This window comes from Gordonia sp. w5E2 (genome assembly GCF_036540975.1).
Taxonomy (GTDB): Bacteria; Actinomycetota; Actinomycetes; order Mycobacteriales; family Mycobacteriaceae; genus Gordonia; species Gordonia jacobaea.
In genome coordinates this window covers 1654497-1673945 of record NZ_CP144213.1, presented here as the reverse complement: position 1 = coordinate 1673945, position 19449 = coordinate 1654497, and the positions used below count along the sequence as shown (strand labels likewise).

Below are 19449 nucleotides of genomic sequence, written 5' to 3'. Positions count from 1 at the left end.
CCGATGTGGCGACGACGCTCAGACCGGATACCGCTCCGGCTCCGGGCCGAACTCGAAGCGGCGGGCGCTGACCTCGTCCGGGACGATCTCGATGTAGTTGTACTTCAGCGTCGGGATCAATGGCCGCAGCGGGGCCTCGTCGGCCTTGGCGATCTCGGCGAGGGTGGTCAGGATCCGCGCCGACCCCTTGACCACGACGCTCCACCCACCGTCGTCGTTGTAGGCATCGGCCTCGAAGGCCACCTTGCCGTTGACGGCGAGTTCGGCGAGCTTGGTGCCCTCCGCTGTTCGCATCAACACGCGGCCGTCTCCGGCGAAGTAGTTGATGGGAAAGATGTCGGGCTGTCCCCCGACGCTCAACGCGATCCTTCCGACGTCGGAGCTGGCGAGCAGCGCCCATGCCTCGTCGACGGGAAGCTCGTGAATGGGATTGTGCACCATGGCGTCTCCTCTGCTCATATTTTCATTGTCACGCCGCCGAGGTTACCGAGCGAAGGGCATTTGGTCCTGAAAGGAAAATGCGCGGTCAGTCCGGAACCGGCACGGGTTCGAGGATGTCCACCCGCGACTCCGGTGCGGCGGCGCGTAGTGCGTCGGCCGACTCGTCGTCGGGTTGCTGTTGTGAGGCGATCTCCGCGGCGACCCGCGCCTGGTAGGTCTCGACCTCGAAAGCGACCTTCTCGGGACTCCAGCCGAGAACCGGCGCGACGAGCTCGGCGACCTCCTGGGCGCAGTCCACACCGCGATGTGCGTACTCGATGGAGATCCTGGTTCTGCGCGCCAGGATGTCCTCGAGGTGCAACGCCGCCTCGTCGACGGCCGCGTACACGATCTCGACGCGCAGATACTGCGGCGCGGCCTCGAGTGGACGCAACAGCGACGGATCATCCGCCGCGTAGAACAGCACGTCGTCGATCAGCGATCCGTACCGGTTGAGCAGTCGGCGGACGCGGTAGGGATGCAGCCCGTACTTCTCGCCGAGCGACTCGCACTGGTTGATCAGCGCGAAGTAGCCGTCCGCACCGATGAGCGGGACACGCTCGGTGATCGACGGCGCAACGCGTGTCGGGATGAAGTCGACGCAGGCATCGACGGCGTCGGCGGCCATCACGCGATACGTCGTGTACTTGCCCCCGGCGATCGAGATGAGTCCCGGTGCGACCTCGGCCACCGCGTGCTCGCGGGAGAGCTTCGACGTCGCCTCGTCCTCGCCCGCGAGAAGTGGACGCAGGCCGGCGTAGACGCCTTCGATGTCGTCGTGACGCAGTGGCGTCACCAGCACCTCGTTGACGCGTTCGAGCAGGTAGTCGATATCGGCGCGGGTCGCAGCGGGGTGTGCGAGGTCGAGGTGCCAGTCGGTGTCGGTCGTCCCGATGATCCAGTGCGTCTCCCACGGGATCACAAACAGCACCGACGACGCGGTGCGCAGGATGATCGCCGTCTCGCTCACGATCCGATCGCGCGGCACCACGATGTGTACGCCCTTGGACGCCCGCACCTTGAACCGCCCACGTTGCTTGGACAGTGCGCGCACCTCGTCGGTCCACACGCCTGCCGCGTTGATCACGCAGTGCGCTTTGACCTCTGCTGTCTCACCGTTCTCGGTATCGCGGACGCGCACGCCCATGATGCGGTCGGCGTCGCGCAGAAATCCGACCACCTGAGTCGAGGTGCGGATCACCGCACCGTAGTTGGCGGCCGTGCGCGCGACGGTGAGACTGTGCCGGGCGTCGTCGACGACGGTGTCGTAGTAGCGAATGCCGCCGATCAACGAATCGCGCTTCAACGCGGGAGCCACGCGGAGCGCGCCCGACCGGGTGACGTGCTTTTGGCCCGGTACCGATTTGGCACCGCCCATCGTGTCGTAGAGGAAGATTCCCGCGGCGACGTACGGGCGTTCCCAGACGCGATGCGTGAGCGGGTAGAGGAACGGCAACGGCTTGACCAGGTGTGGGGCCAAGAGGCTGAGTGAGAGTTCACGCTCGTGGAGCGCCTCGCGCACCAATCCGAACTCGAGTTGTTCGAGATAGCGCAGTCCGCCGTGAAACATCTTCGACGACCGACTCGACGTACCCGAGGCAATGTCACGCGCCTCGACGAGCGCGACCCGCAGGCCCCGCGTCGCGGCGTCGAGAGCGGCTCCGACTCCGACGACACCACCGCCGATGACGACGATGTCGAACTGTTCGGTACCCAACCGACGCCACGCCTGCTCGCGGTAGAGCGGCCCGAGGTCGGCAGGTCGGTCCGGATTGAACTCCGTCTCCATGAGCCGAGACTAATCGACACCCCGAGGGTTCACCCGTCATTGATCCGGCGCGTGGGCACCCGATCAGGTGAACTCGACCAGCACGCCGACGACACCCGCGCTGCCGCCCAGTGCCACCGACGCCTCGTACACCGCTTCACGTATTCGACGTCGAGCGGCAATGTCCGGGTCGAAAACTATTGCCAGACAGGTCAATCCGCGGGCGGCACGAAAATGAACACGTTGCGTGAACACGTCACCGACACGGTGTGCGGCGAGACCGTCGATATCGCGCTGCATCAACGCGGCGTCGAGTCGCTTGCGGGTGTCCATCGACACCCGACGAGTGGCCTGCCACTGGGTCATCGCGTCGAGTACCGATTCGACCCCACCGATGTCGGTGACATCGACAACGACGACAGCCAGCCGGGCAAGGGCATCGTCGACGACGTCGTCGGCAATGCGGTCGGCGAGACCTCGGACGTCCGCCGACAGCCTGTCGATCCGACCGGGCGCGGAGTTCGGGGTCATCGGCCCCCGCCCCGCTCACGAGAGGACTCGGCGCCCGAGCGCGCGTCGGATCGCTGTGCATCGACCTTCGGTTCGGCAGCAGTGGTATCGGCAGCGGGATCGAGCGGCGGCATCGACTGTGGCGTCCAGTCGCCGATCACCGCAGGACCGACGAGCGGGAGGTCTCCGACGATCTCCTCGCCGTGCTCACGCGTGTTGAGGTAGCGGGCCGACTGGTGTTTGTTGTCGCCGCGGTCACGCGCACCGCCGGCCGACCCCGGCGGCATCGCGGAGGTGGGACCGGTCCGCATCGCGGGTCCCGCGCTCGGAGTCGCCGAAGTTGCGGGCGTCGACGGCGCGGCGCCCAACCCCGGCGGTCGCGACGCGCCGAGGGAGGGTGCAAGCGCACTTCCCGAACCGGCGCCAATGCCCTGACCCGCGCCGAGACCCGACGATCCGCCACGACCTGCGCCGAGGGAGTCCGATCGTCCGGAGTCTGCCGCACCGCGTGCGCCGACCCCGTTCGCCGGTGAGGACGCCGTGGTGTTCGCCGAGGAGTCGGCGTTGCCGAGGCCGCCCCGAGTCAGCCGGTCGGCATCGGCGTCGCCCGCGCCTGCGGCCGACGTGCCCGCGGCGCTCGAGGGTCCGCCGGCGCCGGCACGACCAGCACCGGGTGACGCAGTCGACGGTGTCGGTGACGAGGTCGTCGCGCCGCCACCCGCCCCCGGTCCGGCAGAGCCATTCAGGTCGGAATCAGCGATGTTGCCCGACTGCCCGCGCCCCGAATCCACGCCCGTACCCGCGGCCACACCCTGACCCGAGTCGCTGCCGGTGATCTGATCCGACGATGCGGCGGGAAGTTCCGGGAGCCACGTCTGGACGCTGATCATCGGGTTTGTGTACACGCTCTCCATCAGCGATACGACCTGCGCGCGCAACGTCGACGCGTCCTCGGGATGCGCGCGGATCTGCGCGGCCGCATGCCTGACGGCACCGGCCTGCTGCGAGGTGTTGGCGAGAACGCTGCGGGCTTGCGCGAGCGCGTCGATCGCCGGCCGCACGGACTCGGCTGCCGTGGTGATGACGTTGCCGACGCCCGCACCCGCCGCGCTACTGCCCTCGGCGGCACGCCCGAGCATCGTGTCGTCTCCGAAGGCGCTCGTCAGACTCTCCACAACCTTGCTCACGGCGTCGAGCGCGGCTTGAATCGCTTTCGCATCACCACTGGCTGAGCTGTCGGTGATGCTCTCGATCTTCGCGAGGATCTCGGAAACACTCATCGACGCCCACGGGGTACGCCCGTCGCTCGTCGCGTGAGAACCCCCGGGCGTGAGCAGGTACGCGTTCCGAGAGCCGGTGGCACTGACCTCCGCCGACGCATCAGGGGAATGCGAGAAAGACTGACCCGGCACGCGGACCTCCCCCGTCAGTAGTCGCTCGATCTCGCCGAAGTCGAAGAGTACCGCGACATCGACGCGTCCGACCGGGGATCCTCGCGCCTGTGCACTAACTCCGGACCGCGGCGAGCGACTCAGTCGAGGTCGTCGTGCCGCACGAGCTGCCGAGCGGCCTCGGTGATCGAACCCGACAGCGAGGGATAGACCGACAGGGTCTGGGCGAGATCGCCGACGGTCAGCTTGTTCTGCACGGCCAACGCGATGGGAAGGATCAACTCCGACGCCGTCGGTGCGACCACCACACCGCCGATCACGACACCGGTCGCGGGGCGGCAGAAGATCTTGACGAAACCTCTCCGCAGACCACTCATCTTGGCGCGCGGGTTGGTGGAGAGCGGCAGCATCACGGTGCGCGCGGGGTACTCGCCGACGTCGATCGCCTGCTGCGAGACGCCGACGGTGGCGATCTCCGGACGCGTGAAGATCGCGGAGGCAACGGTTTTCAGCTTGATCGGGCTCACGCCCTCGCCGAGCGAGTGGTACATCGCGATGCGCCCCTGCATGGCGGCGACGGAGGCGAGCGGGAACAATCCGGTGCAGTCGCCCGCCGCGTAGATACCCGGCACAGAGGTGCGCGACACCCGGTCGACGGTGATGTAGCCGCCCTTGTCGGTCGCGACTCCCGCCCGATCGAGGCCGATGTCCTTCGTGTTGGGGACCGAACCGACGGTCATCAGCACGTGCGAGCCGGTCACCGTGCGGCCGTCGGCGAGGTACACGGTCACGGAATCGCCGGTGCGTTCCACCTTGTCGGCACGCGCATGTTTGACCAATTCGACGCCGCGCTCGGCCAGCGCATCCTCGAGGACCAGCGCTGCGTCTTCGTCCTCGCCCGGCAGCACGCGATCGCGGCTGGAGACGAGCGTCACCTTCACGCCGAGTTCGGTGTAGGCGTGCACGAACTCGGCACCGGTCACACCCGAGCCGACGACGACGAGATGCTCCGGCAGCTTCTCGAGGTCGTAGAGCTGGCGCCACGTCAGGATGCGGTCGCCATCCGGTTTGGCGTCGGGAAGTACCCGCGGCGACGCGCCCGTCGCGATCAGCACGACGTCACCGTCGTAGTGCTCCGTGGTGCCATCCTGCAGCGTCGCGACGACACGATGCGACGCGATCCCCGGGTGCGTCTCCTCCAGTGAGGCGTAGCCGGACACGAGCGTCACGCCCTCGCTGAGCAGCCGGTCGCGGATATCGGCTGACTGCGCGAACGCGAGGTCGCGGACGCGCTGGTGAATCTGCGGCAAGGTGACCAGCGCGTCGTCGGTACGCAGGTTGATGCCCAGGTCGATGGCCCGTCGAACCTCGGTTCGGATGCCGGTCGAGGCAATGAAGGTCTTCGACGGCACGCAGTCCCACAGCACACACGCGCCGCCGATGCCGTCGGAGTCGATCACGGTCACGTCGGCGCCGTACGCTGCCGCGACCAGCGCGGCCTCGTATCCGGCGGGGCCACCGCCGATGATCACGATCCTGGTCACAGAGCACACTCCTGTTCGGCGAGAGGGGCCATCGGGCACGGCACATACAGGCGCCGCTCAACACCTCCAACCTAGTCCCACCCGGGCGTCCACGCCGTCACGGGGCGAGTCGCGTCGCTCACCGTCCGCTTTCGTGACGGGCCGCGACCATCTAGAGTTTCCCGACGTGCCGATATATGCCGCGTACGGGTCCAACATGAGTCCGGACCAGATGACCGAGCGCGCACCGCACTCCCCGATGTCGGGGACCGGCTGGCTGCGCGGTTGGCGACTCACCTTTGCCGGCGCCGACATCGGCTGGGAGGGTTCGCTCGCGACAGTCACCGAGGACCGCGACGACCCCGAGGCCCAGGTCTTCGTCGTCCTCTACGACGTCCCCGACGAGGACGAGGCAACCCTCGACCGTTGGGAGGGCTCAGAACTCGGCATCCACCGCAAGATCCGCGCCCGTGTCGACACCGCCGACGGACCCGTGCTCGCGTGGCTCTACGTGATGGACGCCTTCGAAGGCGGACTCCCGTCGGCACGCTACCTCGGCGTGATGGCCGACGCGGCCGAAAGCGCAGGGGCCCCAGCCGATTACGTACAGGACATCAGGTTGCGCGAGGCGCGCAACGTCGGACCGGGACCCGGCCCGATCGATTCCTGAGAGGCCCCGGCGGGGCATCACTTCGGTAGGCGTCGACTCAGGCGATGTCGAGCACGACGCCCGCGAGGGTGCGCACGCCGACCTCGAGCGCGCGCTCGTCGAGGTCGAAGTTGGGTTGGTGCAGGTCCATCTGCGGCCCCATCCCATCCCACACGCCGAGCCTGCCCATCGCGCCCGGCACGTGCTCGAGATACCACGAAAAGTCTTCTCCGCCAGGCGATTGCGGGGTATCCGCGATGGCCTGGGGCCCGAGTGCCGATACCGAGGTCGCCAACATCGCGATCGCGGTCTCGTCGTTGACAACCGGCGGCACTCCGCGAAAGTAGGACAGGTCGTACGACACTCCGAGCGGGCCGAGTAGTTGCCCGACGACGCTGCGCACCAACGGTTCCAACTCACCCCACGTGCCGTGGTCTCCGGTGCGGACGGTGCCTCGAAGCATGCCCTCCTGCGGAATCGCGTTGGGCGCGTTGCCCGCATGCGCCGCACCCCACGCCATCACCGTGCCCGAGCGTGGGTCGACCCTGCGCGACAGCACACCGGGAAGTCCGGTGATCACCGTGCCCATCGCGTACACGATGTCGCCGGTGAGGTGCGGGCGCGACGTGTGCCCACCGGGCGAATGTATCTGCAGCTCAATGTGATCCGCTGCAGATGTCAGTGCGCCTGCACGGAGGCCGACGGAGCCGACGGGAAGTCGGGGATCGCAGTGCAGCGCGAAGATCCGACTCACGCCCTCGGTCACTCCGGCGGCGACGGCGTCGAGCGCACCGCCGGGCATGACCTCCTCGGCGGGCTGGAAGATCAGTCGCACACCGACCGGTAGCGACGGGACGGCCGCGAGCAGCCGGGCCACCCCGATCAGGATCGCGGTGTGCGCATCGTGGCCGCACGAGTGCGAGACACCCTCAACTGTGGAGGAGAACGGCAATCCGGTGTGCTCGGTGATGGGCAGCGCGTCCATGTCGGCACGGAGCGCGATGCGCTGACCCGTCGTGGGGCCGAGATCGCAGACCACCCCGGTTCCCAGCGGAAGACGCGTGGGGTTCAGGCCCACTTCTCCGAGAAGGGCCATGACCATCTCGGTGGTCTTGACCTCTTGCCGCGACAACTCGGGCTGCTGGTGGATGGCACGCCGCCAACCGACGACGTCGGCGCGGTGAGCCGCCCACCAGTCGTCGATGATCGACGCGCCGTCGCTCATAGCAGCGCGGCAGGCGTCGGGGCGACGAGATCGGCGAGAAGGTGCTGCCGCAGTGCTCGCTTGACGTTGGCAAGATTGGGCCCGGCGACCGCCGTGCGCTCAGCGGCCACCTCACCTGCCCGCGTCAGCAGGTCGTCCGCCGACACGGCGTCGTCGACGATGCCCGCTGCCACGGCGTCGGCCGCACCGTAGCGGCGGCTGGTCAGCATGGCCTCTGTGGCAGTGCGATCGGGCAGTCGTGTGGTGAGCAGGCCGGCCATCCCGCGCGGGAACGGCATGTTCAGTGCGGCCTCGGGGAGCGACCAGAAGCCACGTTCGGTCCGCATGACCGCGTAGTCGGCGCATAGCGCGAGCATCGCGCCGGCGCCGAAGGCGTGACCGTTGATCGCTGCGACCGTCGACTGCGGAAGCGTCAGAACCTTCGCGTAGAGCGCATGCACCCGGTCGAGGTAGGCGGGCAGCTCCGACGCGTTGGCGAAGACGAAGTCGGTGTCGAGTCCGTTGGTGAAGAACTTGCCTGTTGACGTGATCACCAGTGCCTTGGCCGGACCCGCCGCGATCTCGTCGAGCAGACCTTCGATCGCGTCGAGCCACGCAGGGCTGAACCGGTTCTCGGGATTGTTCTCGTCGAGTTCGACACCCGGCGACCCGAGGTACAGGTAGGCGATATCGGGATTCTCGGACTGCGCTGCGTCAGACAGATACGGCATGGGTTGACCTTATCGCCTGGTCACACGCGGCACGCAGGATGCCCCTAGTGTGATGCCCATGGATCCCACCGTCGACGCCGACGCCGCGGCCATCTCCGCGGCCGCGACCATCGCAGCCGAAACCGATGCCTCAACGCACGACGTCGCGGTCGTCCTCGGCTCCGGCTGGGCTCCGGCGGCGGAGGCATTCGGCGCACCGATCGCGTCGGTGCCGATGGCGCACATTCCCGGCTTCCTGCCGCCGACGGCAGCGGGACACGGCGGCGTCATTCATTCGGTGCGGATCGGGAACTGTCGAGTCTTGTTGATGCTGGGCAGGATTCACGCCTACGAGGGTCACGACCTCGCCCGCGTCGTACACCCGGTGCGCACCGCAGCGGCGGCCGGTGCGCGCACGATCGTGCTGACCAACGCGGCGGGCGGCCTGCGCGACGACATGTCCGTCGGCCAACCGGTCCTCATCAGCGACCACCTCAACCTCACCGCGCGCTCGCCGCTTGTCGGTGCGCAGTTCGTCGATCTGGTCGACGCCTACTCGCCGCGGCTGCGCGGCGTCGCCCGCGGTATCGAGCCGTCGCTTGCCGAGGGCGTGTACGCCGGTCTACCCGGGCCCCACTACGAGACCCCGGCGGAGATCCGCATGCTTCGCACCATCGGCGCCGACCTGGTCGGTATGTCGACGGTCCACGAGACGATCGCCGCACGGGCCGCGGCGATGGAGGTTCTCGGGATCTCGCTGGTCACCAATCTCGCGGCCGGGATCACCGGAGAACCGCTCAGCCACACCGAGGTACTCGAGGTGGGGCGGGCGTCTGCGGCACGAATGGGCACGCTGCTCGCCGCGATCATCGAAGAACTCGGCACAACGTGAGTGGCGGACCCGAGGAAGTGAGCGACGGCGTCGCGGACGAGCGGGTCGCCGCATGGATCGCCGCCGATCCGGATCCCGCAACCCGGGCCGAACTGACCGCCGTCGCCGGCACCGATCTCGCCGAGCGTTTCGCCGCACCCTTGCGGTTCGGTACCGCGGGACTGCGCGGCCCGGTGCGCGCGGGCCCCAACGGCATGAACGTCGCGGTCGTCACCCGAGCGACGGCGGGCCTTGCCGCGTGGCTGATCGAGCACGGGCACAGTGGCGGTTCAGTCGTGGTCGGTCGTGACGCCCGCCATGGTTCCGAGCCGTTCGCCGCGGCGTCGGCACAGGTCCTCGCGGCGGCAGGCTTCCGCGTCGTCGTCGTTCCGGCGCCGGGCCCGACGCCGCTGGTGGCGTTCGCGTGCCGCCATCTCGACGCCGTCGCGGGGGTCCAGATCACGGCATCCCACAATCCACCCGGCGACAACGGCTACAAGGTCTACCTCGCCGGGGGCGCACAAATCGTTCCGCCCGCCGACGGTGAGATCGAGGAGCTCATCGCGGCATCACCCGACGCCGTCGACATTCCCCGCCAACCCGTCGTGCACGACCCGCGTGCCGACGAGATCGTCGGCCGCTACCTCGAGCGCATCGGCAAACGTTTCCCGACCGTCGCCGACACCTCGTTGCGGATCGCACTGACTCCGATGCACGGCGTCGGCGGTGCGATCGCCGTCGACGCCCTCGCGCGTGCAGGATTCACCGACGTCCACGTCGTCGACGAACAGTTCCAACCCGACCCCGACTTCCCCACCGTCGACTTCCCCAACCCCGAGGAGGCAGGCGCGAGTGACCTGCTGCTCGCGCTCGCCGAAGAGGTCGACGCCGACATTGCGATCGCGCTCGATCCCGACGCCGACCGGTGCGCCGTGGGCACGCGCGTCGAGGGCACCTGGCGGATGCTCACCGGCGACGAGACCGGCGCGCTGCTCGGCTCGTTCATCCTCTCCGACGGTGCGGCAGGCCACGACGGAGAACCCCCGGTCGTTGCGAGCACGCTGGTGTCGAGCAGTCTGCTGGAGAAGATCGCCACGCGGGCGGGCGCCCACCATGTGACGACGCTGACCGGCTTCAAATGGCTTGTGCGCGCCGGAGAACCACTGCGATACGCCTATGAGGAGGCGATAGGGCACTGTGTCGACCCCGACGCGGTGCGCGACAAAGACGGCATCAGCGCGGCGGTGGCATTGGCCGTATTGGCCGACCGCTGTCGCCGCGACGGCCGCGGTGTGGCGCACCTGCTCCTCGAGCTGTACGAGACACACGGCGTGCATGTGACGCGCCAACACTCGGTGCGCGTCGACGACACCACGGTGATCGCTTCACTGATGGAGCGGCTACGCACCGCGCCGCCGAGCACACTGGCCGACATCGCGGTGACGGCGGAAGACTACGCCCGACGCAGCGACAGTCTGCGCACGAATCTGATCGCGTTGCGCGGCGTTGCGGGCGACGGAATGTCGGTACGGGTGATGGCACGCCCGTCCGGCACCGAGCCGAAACTCAAGTACTACATCGAAATGACGACACCTCCCGATTTCGTGGTGTCGGCAACACAATCGGCGGCGCCGACGACATACGGTGCAGATACCCGCGCACTTGTTCATCTGCTCGACGACCTGACGCTGCGTGTCGCGGCCGAACTCGCCGAGTACGGCCGCACCTGATCGACACCAGAGGTCCGTGACGGGTCACCGACGGAAGGAATGCTCCGCATGACCTACCCCCAGCAGCCCCCGCAGCGGTCGCCGTGGTCGTCTCCGGCGGTGATCATCGCGATCGCGACGGGAATCCTTCTCGTCGTCGGAGTTGTTCTGGCCGCGTTGATCCTGCTCCCCCGTCTCGAAGGCGACGACTCGAACTCGGCGGCGGCGTCGAGTTCACCTGCACCGACGTCCGGGGCACCGGGCAACGTCGGACCCGCGACCACCACGGCAGGCTCAGGTGGCGCCCAGAACGGCACTCGCCCTCCCGAAATCCAGAACAAGAATCCCCAGAACAACGGCACTCAGGACACAGACAGCCCTACGACCCCGCATGCCACCCCCGACATCTCTGGAACCGACTGGCAGGGATTCACCGCGGGTCCACGGTGCAACGCGGCCGACGACCCGGCGATGGTGATCGCTGCGACCAATCGCTCGCAGATCGTGATCTGCCAGGTGGGTTCGCAGGCCGGACGCTGGTACTACAAGGGATACGCCGAGGGGAACTCCGTCGAAGTCGGCTACCCGACTCGCAGCGGCGACACCTACCGAGCCACCAACGGCAACGTGACCTACGTCGTGGGGCCGAGCCAACTCGATATCGAGAAGAACGGCGAGACCATCGCCACCGAGCCGATGAATGCGTACTGGACCGCATCCTGAACTGCGCTCTCGCCCGTACCCCGTGACGGGGCGTCGGCGTCGCTGGATTACAACTGACGGGTGAGCTCATCCACCGACGCGCCAGTCCTGAACGCCTCATCGGTCGACGTCGTCCGCGGCGGACGAAAGCTACTGCATGACGTGAGCCTGTCGGTCTCGCCGGGCGAGCACTGGGCGCTGTTGGGCCCGAACGGGGCGGGCAAGTCGACGCTGATGGCAATCCTGGGCGCGCGCAGCCACCCCACCACCGGAACTGTCGATGTGCTCGGTCGTCGCCTCGGCCGGGTCGACATGCGCGAACTGCGAACTCACATCGGTCACGTCGATCCGCGCTGGCGCATCGACGTGCCGATCACCGCGCACGACGTCGTGCTGACCGGTCTGACCAACACCCCGGAACTCGACCGCCGCCACGCCTACACCGACGACGAGCATCGCCACGCCGACGATCTGCTCGACATGCTCGGCATGAGTGCCCGACGCGACTCCGAATGGCCGGTGATGAGCCAGGGCGAGCGCGGTCGCACGCTCATCGCGCGTGCCCTCATGCCGCGTCCCGCCCTGTTGCTGCTCGACGAGCCCGCAACCGGCCTCGACCTCGCCGCCCGCGAGCGTCTGTTGTCGGCGATCGACCGCCTGCGCTCAGACGTCGACCGCCTTGCGAGCGTGCTGGTCACCCATCACCTCGAGGATCTGCCGAGTTCGACGACGCACGCGATGCTGCTCCGCGACGGCGAGGTGACGGCGTCGGGACCGGTTGCCCAGACACTGACCTCGGAGCAGATCAGCGCCTGCTTCGACCATCCGGTCTCGGTCCGACGCCACGACGGCCGCTGGTCGGCGACCGCCGCGTAGCGCGGCTTGGCGTGAACTCGGCTTCGAATCTCCCGACTCCGAACCCTGCCCTCAGCGCGGCCCGAACTGGCGGTCACCCGCATCGCCGAGACCGGGCACGATGTAGGCGGCCTCGTTGAGTCCGTCGTCGACCGATGCAACCACAAGACGCACCGGATGTCCTGAATCAGCCAGTGCAGCAACACCTTCCGGTGCCGCGACGACGCAGACCGCGGTGATGTCGGTCGCGTTGCGTGCGACGAGGAGTTCGATCGTGTGCAGCATTGATCCGCCGGTGGCCAGCATGGGATCGAGGACGAACACCGGGAATCCGGACAGATCGTCGGGCAGCGATTCGAGGTACGGCACCGGCTGAGCGGTCTCCTCGTCGCGAGCGATGCCCACGAATCCGACGTGCGCCTCGGGCACCATCGCGAGGGCCTGATCGACCATGCCGACTCCCGCACGCAGGACGGGTACGAGCAGCGGCGCACATTCCAGCCTCGAACCGGTGTAGGGCTGCAACGGCGTCTCTATCTCGACGACCGCAGATTTCGCAGAGCTCAACGCCTCGTATACCAGCATCTGCGTCAGACTCGACAGTGCCGCACGGAATCCCGCGTTACCGGTCGTCTTGTCGCGCAACGTGGTGAGCCGGGCCGCGGCGAGCGGATGTTCGACGATCTGTACCTGCATGCGGATCACTCTAGGGCGCGTCCACCGTCGGTGCGCACTTGTCCGGCAGCCACGAGAACGCAAATTCGATGGAACCGATCGTGGCTTCTCGCCGTCTCAATTCGCATGACGGACCTCACCTCCTATCGCACCTCCCTCGACACCGCAGCACTCGAGACCGCCGCACTCGATGCCTACGCGGGCACCCAGCGCACCGCGGGGAACCGTGTCGCCGCACACGCGACCGCCGGCCGGGCCGACCTCACGGCGCTGACACCGACGTTCGGGGTGATCGGAGCCGACTTCCTCGCGGCACTATCAGCGACGATGCGGGCCCGCGCCGAGCGACTCGACGCCATCGCCGTCGCCCACGATCGGATCGGCACCAACACGACGACCGCCGCCGTCGCCTACTCCGACGCCGACACCGCGAGCGCCTCCGACATGGGGCTGCGCCTGCCATGATCACCGTCGACATCCTCATCGCACCCCTGCGAATCCTGGTCACCGCACTCGGCACCGGTGTGCTGCCCGCCGAGAATCCCGCCACGATGATCCGATCGGCGAGCACCGACCTCGACGAGGTGCGTCGAACATCGGCGGCGGCAACGTCTGCCGTGCAGAACGAGTGGCGCGGAATCGGGTCAGGTGGCGCGGCAGCGGCAGCCGACCGAACTGCACGCACCTCGACCACCGTCGACGACGACGGACAACAGATCGCCACACTGGTGGAAACCGCAAGTGCTCGAATCGAACTCGCCGCCCGACAACTCCGCGAGCTGGTCGATTCGTTCGAGCGCGCGGCCACCGCGATGGGTCCCGCGCTGTCGACGCCGGCGGGCCTGGCGGCCATCGTGCCGGTCGCCGTCGACCATGTGCAGCGCGGGCTGTCGATCGTGTCGCGTGCGCAGACCGACCTCGCCGACGACACCAGGACGATGTCCGAACTCGGCCGTCACGAAGCACCGGCGGAGGCCGGCTCGCAACCCGTGGCGAACACAGCGTCGTCGCCAACGGGCAAGGGCGTCGCGGTCACGCTCCCCGACGGCTCGGTCGCGTACGCACCGAACGAACGCGCGGCCGCCGCGGTCCGTGCAGCGCTGAGCCAGCAGGGTGTGCCGTACGTCTGGGGTGGCACCACACCCGACGGCTTCGATTGCAGCGGATTCACCCAGTGGGCATACCGACAGGCGGGCGTCGAACTTCCTCGACTGGCGCAGGAGCAAGACACCGCAGGTATGGCGGTCACGCAGGATCAGTTGATGCCCGGCGACCTCGCCGTGTGGGACGGGCATGTCGCGATGTACATCGGCAACGACCAGCTCGTGGAGGCCGGCGATCCGGTGGGCGTTTCCCCGTTGCGGACCACCAACGCGGGGCAGGGATTCCAGGGCTTCTTCCGGCCGAAGTGATCGAGGCGGACGGGGCAGGTATCGAGTTCACAGTGATCATCGCTACGCTGTTGCCTCATGGCCGGAGACATCGTTCCCATCGAACTCGGACTCACCAACGGAAACGGTTTCACCCTGTGGGCGCCACGCTGGCGTGAGGGCGACGACGAGTGGGAGGCATTCCTCGGACTCGACGATGACCTGTACGTATTCCCCGGCGTCGCCGAACTCGTCGGCTTCGTCCGCACCGACACGGACAACGATCTCATCGAGCACCCGGCGTGGGACACCGTCAAGCAGCTCTCGGCCGACGAACTGATCCCCGACGACCGCCACACCTATGATCTCGTCGGTGTGCCGGAGCTCGCGGCAGAAGACCCGACACCCGAGGTGATCGCCGAACTCGAGGACGCACTCGAGATCGTGCGCATCCTCGGCGAGGTCTGCGAACTGATCACCGTCACCAAGTTCTTCAACGGCAACCCGATCCTCGGAGCGGTGACGACCGGTACCCGCAACTTCGAGGGCCGCGACGGCGTCGACCTGTGGGTCCGCATCGGACGTCTCATCGCCAAGCACTGGGACGACGTCCTCGACGCCATCGATGACGTCATCAAGACCCCCGACGTCGACGCCGCGGCCGTCACGGTCGCCGCCGATGAACTCGAAGCCGCGGCGTCGGCCGAGGACGAGGACGAGCCCGACGACGACATCGACCTGCTCGACGACGACTCCGAAGACGCCGAGGCTGCTGCGGTTGTCACGGCCGCGACGGGCGCCGACGATTCCGCGGACGACGACGAAGACGACCTCGATGACATCGACGACGACGATTTCTGGGCGGGCGTCGGCATCGACCCGATCAAGATCGTCACCGGGACCGGCGAATACCTCTCGCTGCGCTGCTACCTCGGAGACGACCCCGTGTTCCTCGGTGCACGGGGAAGAATCTTCGTGTTCACCTCGCCGCGCACGTTGTCGAAATTCCTCGCCGAGAACAACGACCACGATCTCACCGACGTCTCCACGTTCACCGACGTCCGCACCGAGGCAACCGATGGGGCGCTCGAGTTCGACGTCATCGACGACAACGTCTACGTGCTGCCCGGCCTCGCAGAGGACATCCTCGACGGACCGCGCCGCATCGACCGCAACCAGCTCGACCTCGCCGTCGAATTGTTCTCCGACGCAGCCGATTACGCCGACGACGACGCAGTCTCGGAGGCATTGGCGAGCACGACCCCACTCGGCTGGTTCGTCGACTACGCGATCAATCCGGACCCGAAGCGGTTGGCACCCTCGGCACCGTTCGACAACGAGGCCGAGGCGTGGCGCGCACTCGAGCACGATTTCGAGGACCGCCTGGAGATCAAGCGCTGACGAGTCCATCCCGGATGCGGCCCGACGTCTGAGTCAAGCTCGACGTCGTGCCGCACGAGTGAGCCGAGTCAGCCAATCAGGACCGCATAGCCGGGCTTGATCACCTCGTCGATGAACGCGAGGCGTTCGTCGAAGTGGATGAACGCCGACTTCATCGCATTCACGGTGAAACGTTCGAAATCGGCCCAGCCGTAACCGAATTGCTGCGCGAGCCGGTAGAACTCCTTGCTCATCGTGGTGTCGCTCATCAGCCGGTTGTCGGTGTTGACGGTGACCCGGAATCGCAGCCGCGCGAGCGCATTGAACGGGTGATCGGCCATCGAGGCGACCGCGCCGGTCTGCACGTTCGAGCTCGGGCAGAGTTCGAGCGGAATCCGCTTGTCACGCACCACATTAGCGATCTCTCCGAGTTCTGCACCGGCGAACGACGACGCTGCGAGGTCGACGCCGTCGGGCAGGGTGATGTCGTCGATCACCCGCACCCCGTGGCCCAGTCTGTCCGTGCCGCAGAACGCGATCGCCTCGTGGATGGACGGCAGTCCGAATGCCTCGCCGGCGTGGATGGTGAAGGGTGCACTGTTGGCGCGCATGTACTCGAAGGCGTCGAGATGGCGAGTCGGCGGATTGCCCGCCTCCGCACCTGCGATGTCGAATCCGACGACGCCCTCGTCGCGATAGCGCACCGCGAGTTCGGCGATCTCGCGTGCACGCGCGGCGTGACGCATCGCGGTCACCAGGCAGCGAACCGTGATCGGTCGTCCGCCCGCAGCGGCGACCGCCTCACCCTCGGCGAAGCCGCGCAACACCGCCTCGACGACCTCGTCGAGCGTCAGCCCTCGCTCGAGGTGCTGCTCGGGGGCATAACGGATCTCGGCATATACGACACCGTCGGCCGCAAGGTCTTCGACGCATTCCCGGGCCACGCGCTCGAGCGCAGATGCCGTCTGCATCACGGCAACGGTGTGCGCGAAGGTCTCCAGGTATCGCTCCAGTGACCCGCTGTCCGCGGCCTCCCGGAACCAGTGCGCAAGCGAGTCGGCGTCGGTGGAGGGGAGGTCGTCGTAGCCGACCTCGGTGGCGAGTTCGAGCACGGTCGACGGCCGGAGCCCACCGTCGAGATGATCATGGAGCAAGACTTTCGGCGCGAGCGCGAGGGTGCTCAGGTCGAGCGGCTGCCCACCGGCGGCAGTCAGACCCGTTTCCGATGTCGCGCCGTCCGCTGCTGTCGTCACACTGTCGGTCACTGCACTGTCGGTCACTGCACTCTCCGTCGCTGGCGTCATCAGTCGAACCTAACGCGATCGAGCACGATTGGTCGGGGATGCGGCGGTGGATCCGGTGAGATCACGGTCGCGTCGGTGAGCCTCGCCCGCGCGGCGTCGAATCGTTCGGGCGTCTCCGTGTGGAGCGTGAACAGCGGTGAGCCTGCGCTGATGCGGTCGCCTGGCTTCGCGCGCAACACGACTCCGGCGCTCGCCTGGACGGCTTCGCCGGGTCGCGACCGTCCGGCGCCGAGCAGCCACGCGGCGTCGCCGACCGCCCGCGCGTCGATCCGGTGGACGTATCCGGACACCGGTGCGGGCACGTCGTCGGTGTGCGGCGCACGCGGTAGTGGGGCATCCGGATCGCCGCCCTGCGCGGCGATCATGGCGCGCCAAGTGTCCATCGCGCTGCCGTCGGCCAGTGCGGCTGCCGGGTCGGCGTCGGAAACGCCTGCGGCGTCGAGCATTTCACGCGCGAGCGCAATCGTCAGTTCGACGACGTCCGACGGTCCTCCCCCGGCGAGCACCTCGAGCGACTCGGCGACCTCGACCGCATTGCCCGCGGTCAACCCGAGCGGGGCGTCCATGTCGGTGAGTAACGCCGTGGTCCGCACGCCGGCGTCGACGCCGAGCGACACCATCGTCTCGGCGAGTTGCCGCGCGAGGGCCTCGTCGGGCAGAAATGCCCCCGACCCCACCTTCACGTCGAGGACGAGTGCTCCGGTGCCCTCGGCAATCTTCTTGCTCATGATCGAGCTGGCGATCAATGGGACGGATTCGACAGTCCCCGTCACATCGCGCAGCGCGTAGAGCTTGCGGTCGGCGGGCGCGAGGTCGGCGCCCGCGGCGCAGATGACCGCTCCGACGCTTTCGAGCTGCGCGTGCATCTCGGCGGTCGTGAGGTCGGCCCGCCAGCCCGGGATCGATTCGAGCTTGTCGAGCGTGCCTCCGGTGTGGCCGAGGCCGCGCCCCGACAGTTGGGGCACCGCGACACCGAAGGAGGCGACCACCGGAGCCAACGGCAGGGTGATCTTGTCGCCGACGCCGCCGGTCGAGTGCTTGTCGACGGTCGGCAGCACCGCGCCGCCACGACGGAGTCCGGAGAAGTCCATTCGGGTGCCGCTGTCGATCATGGCGCCGGTCCAGTCGTCGATCTCGCGACGCGTCATACCCCGCAGCACGATCGCCATGAGCAGCGACGACATCTGCTCAGGCGCGACGTCGCCGCGCGTGTAGGCGTCGACCACCCAGTCGATCTGCGGCGTGGTGAGCTCTGCGCCGTCGCGTTTGGTTGCGATGACCGACGTCGCGTGAATGTGGTCGCTCATCTCACCGCACCGCGTCAAGGTCGTCGGGTCCGAATGCGTCGGGCAACAGTCGCGCCAGCGTCGTCGGTCCATCGCGATGATCGACGAGCAGATCGCCGCCACCGTGTTCGTAGAGGACCTGTCGGCAACGCCCACACGGCATCAGAATCGACCCGGTGGCGTCGCACACACTGACCGAAACGAGTCGCCCGCCGCCCGACGCGATCAACGATGCGACGAGTCCGACCTCGGCGCAGATACCGAGCCCGTATGAGACATTCTCCACATTGCAACCAACCACGATTCGGCCGTCGTCTGTGAGTCCCGACGCCCCGACCGGAAACGAGGAATACGGGGCATAAGCACGCTCGATCATGCCAGTTGCGTTGTCCCGCAATAGATTCCAATCAATATCGGGAGTCAAGACAGCCTCCTGCCAGTCGGTCGGTATCGGAGTCGATGCGATGGGAGATACCCAATCAAGCTTGGTAAGGCAAACCTAATTCGTAATGCCTTGTCCCGCAGATCGGTTCGGGCAATTTAACGACTCACTCAGCATAGGTTTAAAGTCTCTTGCATGGGTCCAAGGTGACACCCAGCCGGTGCCACCGCGTCCATCGACGATGTTGGAGGCCAATTCCCCGATGAGTTCCGAGACAGAGGTCGCACCGGAGCCGGTGCGCAAACGTTCGCTGTACCGCGGCGATCCAGGCATGTGGTCCTGGGTGCTACACCGCATCACAGGCGTGACGATCTTCTTCTTCCTGTTCGTGCATGTGCTCGATACGGCGGTGATCCGTATCGACCCGAACAAGTACTCGGAGATCATCAACACCTATAAGTCCCCGATCATCGGTCTCATGGAGATCGCGCTCGTGGCGTGCGTGCTCTATCACGCGCTCAACGGCCTGCGCATCATCCTGATCGACTTCTGGTCGAAGGGCCCCAAGTACCAGCGTCAGATGCTGTGGGTGATTCTCGGACTGTTCGTGGTGGTCTTCGGCGCCGCGGCTATCCGACTCCTGCAGATCCTCATCGAGCACGCGTTCTAAGGAGATACGA

At 67.4% G+C, this 19449-nt stretch carries 20 protein-coding genes; 9 read left to right on the top strand and 11 right to left on the bottom strand.

The annotated features are described in order from the left end of the window. Positions 1-18 precede the first annotated feature (18 nt). From RND64_RS07655 to RND64_RS07635, 5 genes are all read right to left on the bottom strand, one after another. Positions 19-441, bottom strand: coding sequence for a pyridoxamine 5'-phosphate oxidase family protein (locus RND64_RS07655; RefSeq protein WP_049699555.1), 423 nt, complete (start codon positions 439-441; stop codon positions 19-21). A gap of 85 nt (positions 442-526) precedes the next feature. Continuing rightward, positions 527-2269 carry a glycerol-3-phosphate dehydrogenase/oxidase gene (locus RND64_RS07650; protein ID WP_049699556.1) on the bottom strand — a complete coding sequence of 581 codons (1743 nt, stop codon included), beginning with the start codon at positions 2267-2269 and terminating at the stop codon, positions 527-529. A 63-nt stretch (positions 2270-2332) separates the two neighbouring features. Continuing rightward, positions 2333-2779, bottom strand: coding sequence for a hypothetical protein (locus RND64_RS07645; protein WP_049699557.1), 447 nt, complete (start codon positions 2777-2779; stop codon positions 2333-2335). Further along, positions 2776-4170, bottom strand: coding sequence for a hypothetical protein (locus RND64_RS07640; protein ID WP_049699558.1), 1395 nt, complete (start codon positions 4168-4170; stop codon positions 2776-2778). The genes RND64_RS07645 and RND64_RS07640 overlap by 4 nt, the downstream gene beginning before the upstream one ends. A 119-nt stretch (positions 4171-4289) precedes the next feature. After that, positions 4290-5693, bottom strand: a complete 1404-nt coding sequence (locus tag RND64_RS07635; RefSeq protein WP_049699559.1) for an NAD(P)H-quinone dehydrogenase — start codon at positions 5691-5693, stop codon at positions 4290-4292. A 166-nt stretch (positions 5694-5859) separates the two neighbouring features. On the opposite strand from RND64_RS07635, the gene RND64_RS07630 reads away from it, so the two are divergent. Further along, a complete protein-coding gene (locus RND64_RS07630) occupies positions 5860-6342 on the top strand; it encodes a gamma-glutamylcyclotransferase (protein ID WP_049699792.1) in 483 nt (160 codons plus the stop codon). Between the two features lie 37 nt (positions 6343-6379). Here RND64_RS07630 and RND64_RS07625 read toward each other — a convergent pair whose 3' ends face one another. Beyond that, a complete protein-coding gene (locus tag RND64_RS07625; RefSeq protein ID WP_049699560.1) occupies positions 6380-7546 on the bottom strand; it encodes an amidohydrolase in 1167 nt (388 codons plus the stop codon). After that, a complete protein-coding gene (locus tag RND64_RS07620; protein ID WP_049699561.1) occupies positions 7543-8256 on the bottom strand; it encodes an enoyl-CoA hydratase/isomerase family protein in 714 nt (237 codons plus the stop codon). The genes RND64_RS07625 and RND64_RS07620 overlap by 4 nt, the downstream gene beginning before the upstream one ends. 58 nt (positions 8257-8314) lie before the next feature. Between RND64_RS07620 and RND64_RS07615 the strand changes: the two genes are divergently transcribed. From RND64_RS07615 to RND64_RS07600, 4 genes are read left to right on the top strand one after another with little or no spacing between them, the layout of a single operon-like run. Further along, complete coding sequence (locus tag RND64_RS07615; RefSeq protein ID WP_049699562.1) at positions 8315-9127, top strand: purine-nucleoside phosphorylase; 813 nt, start codon at positions 8315-8317, stop codon at positions 9125-9127. Beyond that, positions 9124-10836 (top strand): phospho-sugar mutase, encoded by a 1713-nt coding sequence (locus RND64_RS07610; RefSeq protein ID WP_152930093.1) that lies wholly within the window; start codon positions 9124-9126, stop codon positions 10834-10836. The genes RND64_RS07615 and RND64_RS07610 overlap by 4 nt, the downstream gene beginning before the upstream one ends. Positions 10837-10884: 48 nt before the next feature. Next, positions 10885-11538: a hypothetical protein gene (locus RND64_RS07605; RefSeq protein ID WP_049699794.1), complete on the top strand. Its 654-nt coding sequence runs from the start codon at positions 10885-10887 to the stop codon at positions 11536-11538. Between the two features lie 60 nt (positions 11539-11598). Continuing rightward, the gene (locus tag RND64_RS07600; RefSeq protein WP_049699563.1) at positions 11599-12393 is read left to right on the top strand and encodes an ABC transporter ATP-binding protein; all 795 of its coding nucleotides are present in this window, start codon (positions 11599-11601) and stop codon (positions 12391-12393) included. Between the two features lie 51 nt (positions 12394-12444). On the opposite strand, the gene upp is transcribed toward RND64_RS07600, so the two are convergent. Next, on the bottom strand, positions 12445-13068 hold the full coding sequence (gene upp, locus RND64_RS07595) for a uracil phosphoribosyltransferase (protein ID WP_049699795.1): 624 nt from the start codon (positions 13066-13068) through the stop codon (positions 12445-12447). Positions 13069-13173: 105 nt separating this feature from the next. Between upp and RND64_RS07590 the strand changes: the two genes are divergently transcribed. From RND64_RS07590 to RND64_RS07580, 3 genes are read left to right on the top strand one after another with little or no spacing between them, the layout of a single operon-like run. Next, a complete protein-coding gene (locus RND64_RS07590; RefSeq protein ID WP_049699564.1) occupies positions 13174-13512 on the top strand; it encodes a type VII secretion target in 339 nt (112 codons plus the stop codon). Further along, positions 13509-14459 (top strand): C40 family peptidase, encoded by a 951-nt coding sequence (locus RND64_RS07585; RefSeq protein ID WP_049699565.1) that lies wholly within the window; start codon positions 13509-13511, stop codon positions 14457-14459. The genes RND64_RS07590 and RND64_RS07585 overlap by 4 nt, the downstream gene beginning before the upstream one ends. Positions 14460-14516: 57 nt before the next feature. Next, positions 14517-15818 carry a hypothetical protein gene (locus RND64_RS07580; RefSeq protein WP_049699566.1) on the top strand — a complete coding sequence of 434 codons (1302 nt, stop codon included), beginning with the start codon at positions 14517-14519 and terminating at the stop codon, positions 15816-15818. A gap of 68 nt (positions 15819-15886) precedes the next feature. On the opposite strand, the gene RND64_RS07575 is transcribed toward RND64_RS07580, so the two are convergent. From RND64_RS07575 to RND64_RS07565, 3 genes are read right to left on the bottom strand one after another with little or no spacing between them, the layout of a single operon-like run. Continuing rightward, on the bottom strand, positions 15887-17101 hold the full coding sequence (locus tag RND64_RS07575) for an adenosine deaminase (RefSeq protein ID WP_414652054.1): 1215 nt from the start codon (positions 17099-17101) through the stop codon (positions 15887-15889). Continuing rightward, positions 17101-18408, bottom strand: coding sequence for a thymidine phosphorylase (locus tag RND64_RS07570; RefSeq protein WP_049699567.1), 1308 nt, complete (start codon positions 18406-18408; stop codon positions 17101-17103). Before RND64_RS07570 ends, RND64_RS07575 begins: the two co-directional genes overlap by 1 nt. A gap of 1 nt (position 18409) precedes the next feature. Beyond that, positions 18410-18811: a cytidine deaminase gene (locus tag RND64_RS07565; protein ID WP_083444406.1), complete on the bottom strand. Its 402-nt coding sequence runs from the start codon at positions 18809-18811 to the stop codon at positions 18410-18412. 220 nt (positions 18812-19031) lie between these two features. On the opposite strand from RND64_RS07565, the gene sdhC reads away from it, so the two are divergent. Then, the gene (gene sdhC, locus RND64_RS07560; RefSeq protein WP_331436522.1) at positions 19032-19439 is read left to right on the top strand and encodes a succinate dehydrogenase, cytochrome b556 subunit; all 408 of its coding nucleotides are present in this window, start codon (positions 19032-19034) and stop codon (positions 19437-19439) included. Positions 19440-19449 lie beyond the last annotated feature (10 nt).

Excerpts from the sequence above, each read along its gene's own strand:
- RND64_RS07645 (WP_049699557.1), bottom strand. The coding sequence starts at position 2,779 with ATGACCCCGAACTCCGCGCCCGGTCGGATCGACAGGCTGTCGGCGGAC.
- RND64_RS07620 (WP_049699561.1), bottom strand. The coding sequence starts at position 8,256 with ATGCCGTATCTGTCTGACGCAGCGCAGTCCGAGAATCCCGATATCGCC.
- RND64_RS07605 (WP_049699794.1), top strand. The coding sequence starts at position 10,885 with ATGACCTACCCCCAGCAGCCCCCGCAGCGGTCGCCGTGGTCGTCTCCG.
- RND64_RS07650 (WP_049699556.1), bottom strand. The coding sequence starts at position 2,269 with ATGGAGACGGAGTTCAATCCGGACCGACCTGCCGACCTCGGGCCGCTC.
- RND64_RS07580 (WP_049699566.1), top strand. The coding sequence starts at position 14,517 with ATGGCCGGAGACATCGTTCCCATCGAACTCGGACTCACCAACGGAAAC.
- upp (WP_049699795.1), bottom strand. The coding sequence starts at position 13,068 with ATGCAGGTACAGATCGTCGAACATCCGCTCGCCGCGGCCCGGCTCACC.
- RND64_RS07590 (WP_049699564.1), top strand. The coding sequence starts at position 13,174 with ATGACGGACCTCACCTCCTATCGCACCTCCCTCGACACCGCAGCACTC.
- RND64_RS07655 (WP_049699555.1), bottom strand. The coding sequence starts at position 441 with ATGGTGCACAATCCCATTCACGAGCTTCCCGTCGACGAGGCATGGGCG.
- RND64_RS07585 (WP_049699565.1), top strand. The coding sequence starts at position 13,509 with ATGATCACCGTCGACATCCTCATCGCACCCCTGCGAATCCTGGTCACC.
- RND64_RS07615 (WP_049699562.1), top strand. The coding sequence starts at position 8,315 with ATGGATCCCACCGTCGACGCCGACGCCGCGGCCATCTCCGCGGCCGCG.
- RND64_RS07625 (WP_049699560.1), bottom strand. The coding sequence starts at position 7,546 with ATGAGCGACGGCGCGTCGATCATCGACGACTGGTGGGCGGCTCACCGC.
- sdhC (WP_331436522.1), top strand. The coding sequence starts at position 19,032 with ATGAGTTCCGAGACAGAGGTCGCACCGGAGCCGGTGCGCAAACGTTCG.
- RND64_RS07570 (WP_049699567.1), bottom strand. The coding sequence starts at position 18,408 with ATGAGCGACCACATTCACGCGACGTCGGTCATCGCAACCAAACGCGAC.
- RND64_RS07575 (WP_414652054.1), bottom strand. The coding sequence starts at position 17,101 with ATGACGCCAGCGACGGAGAGTGCAGTGACCGACAGTGCAGTGACCGAC.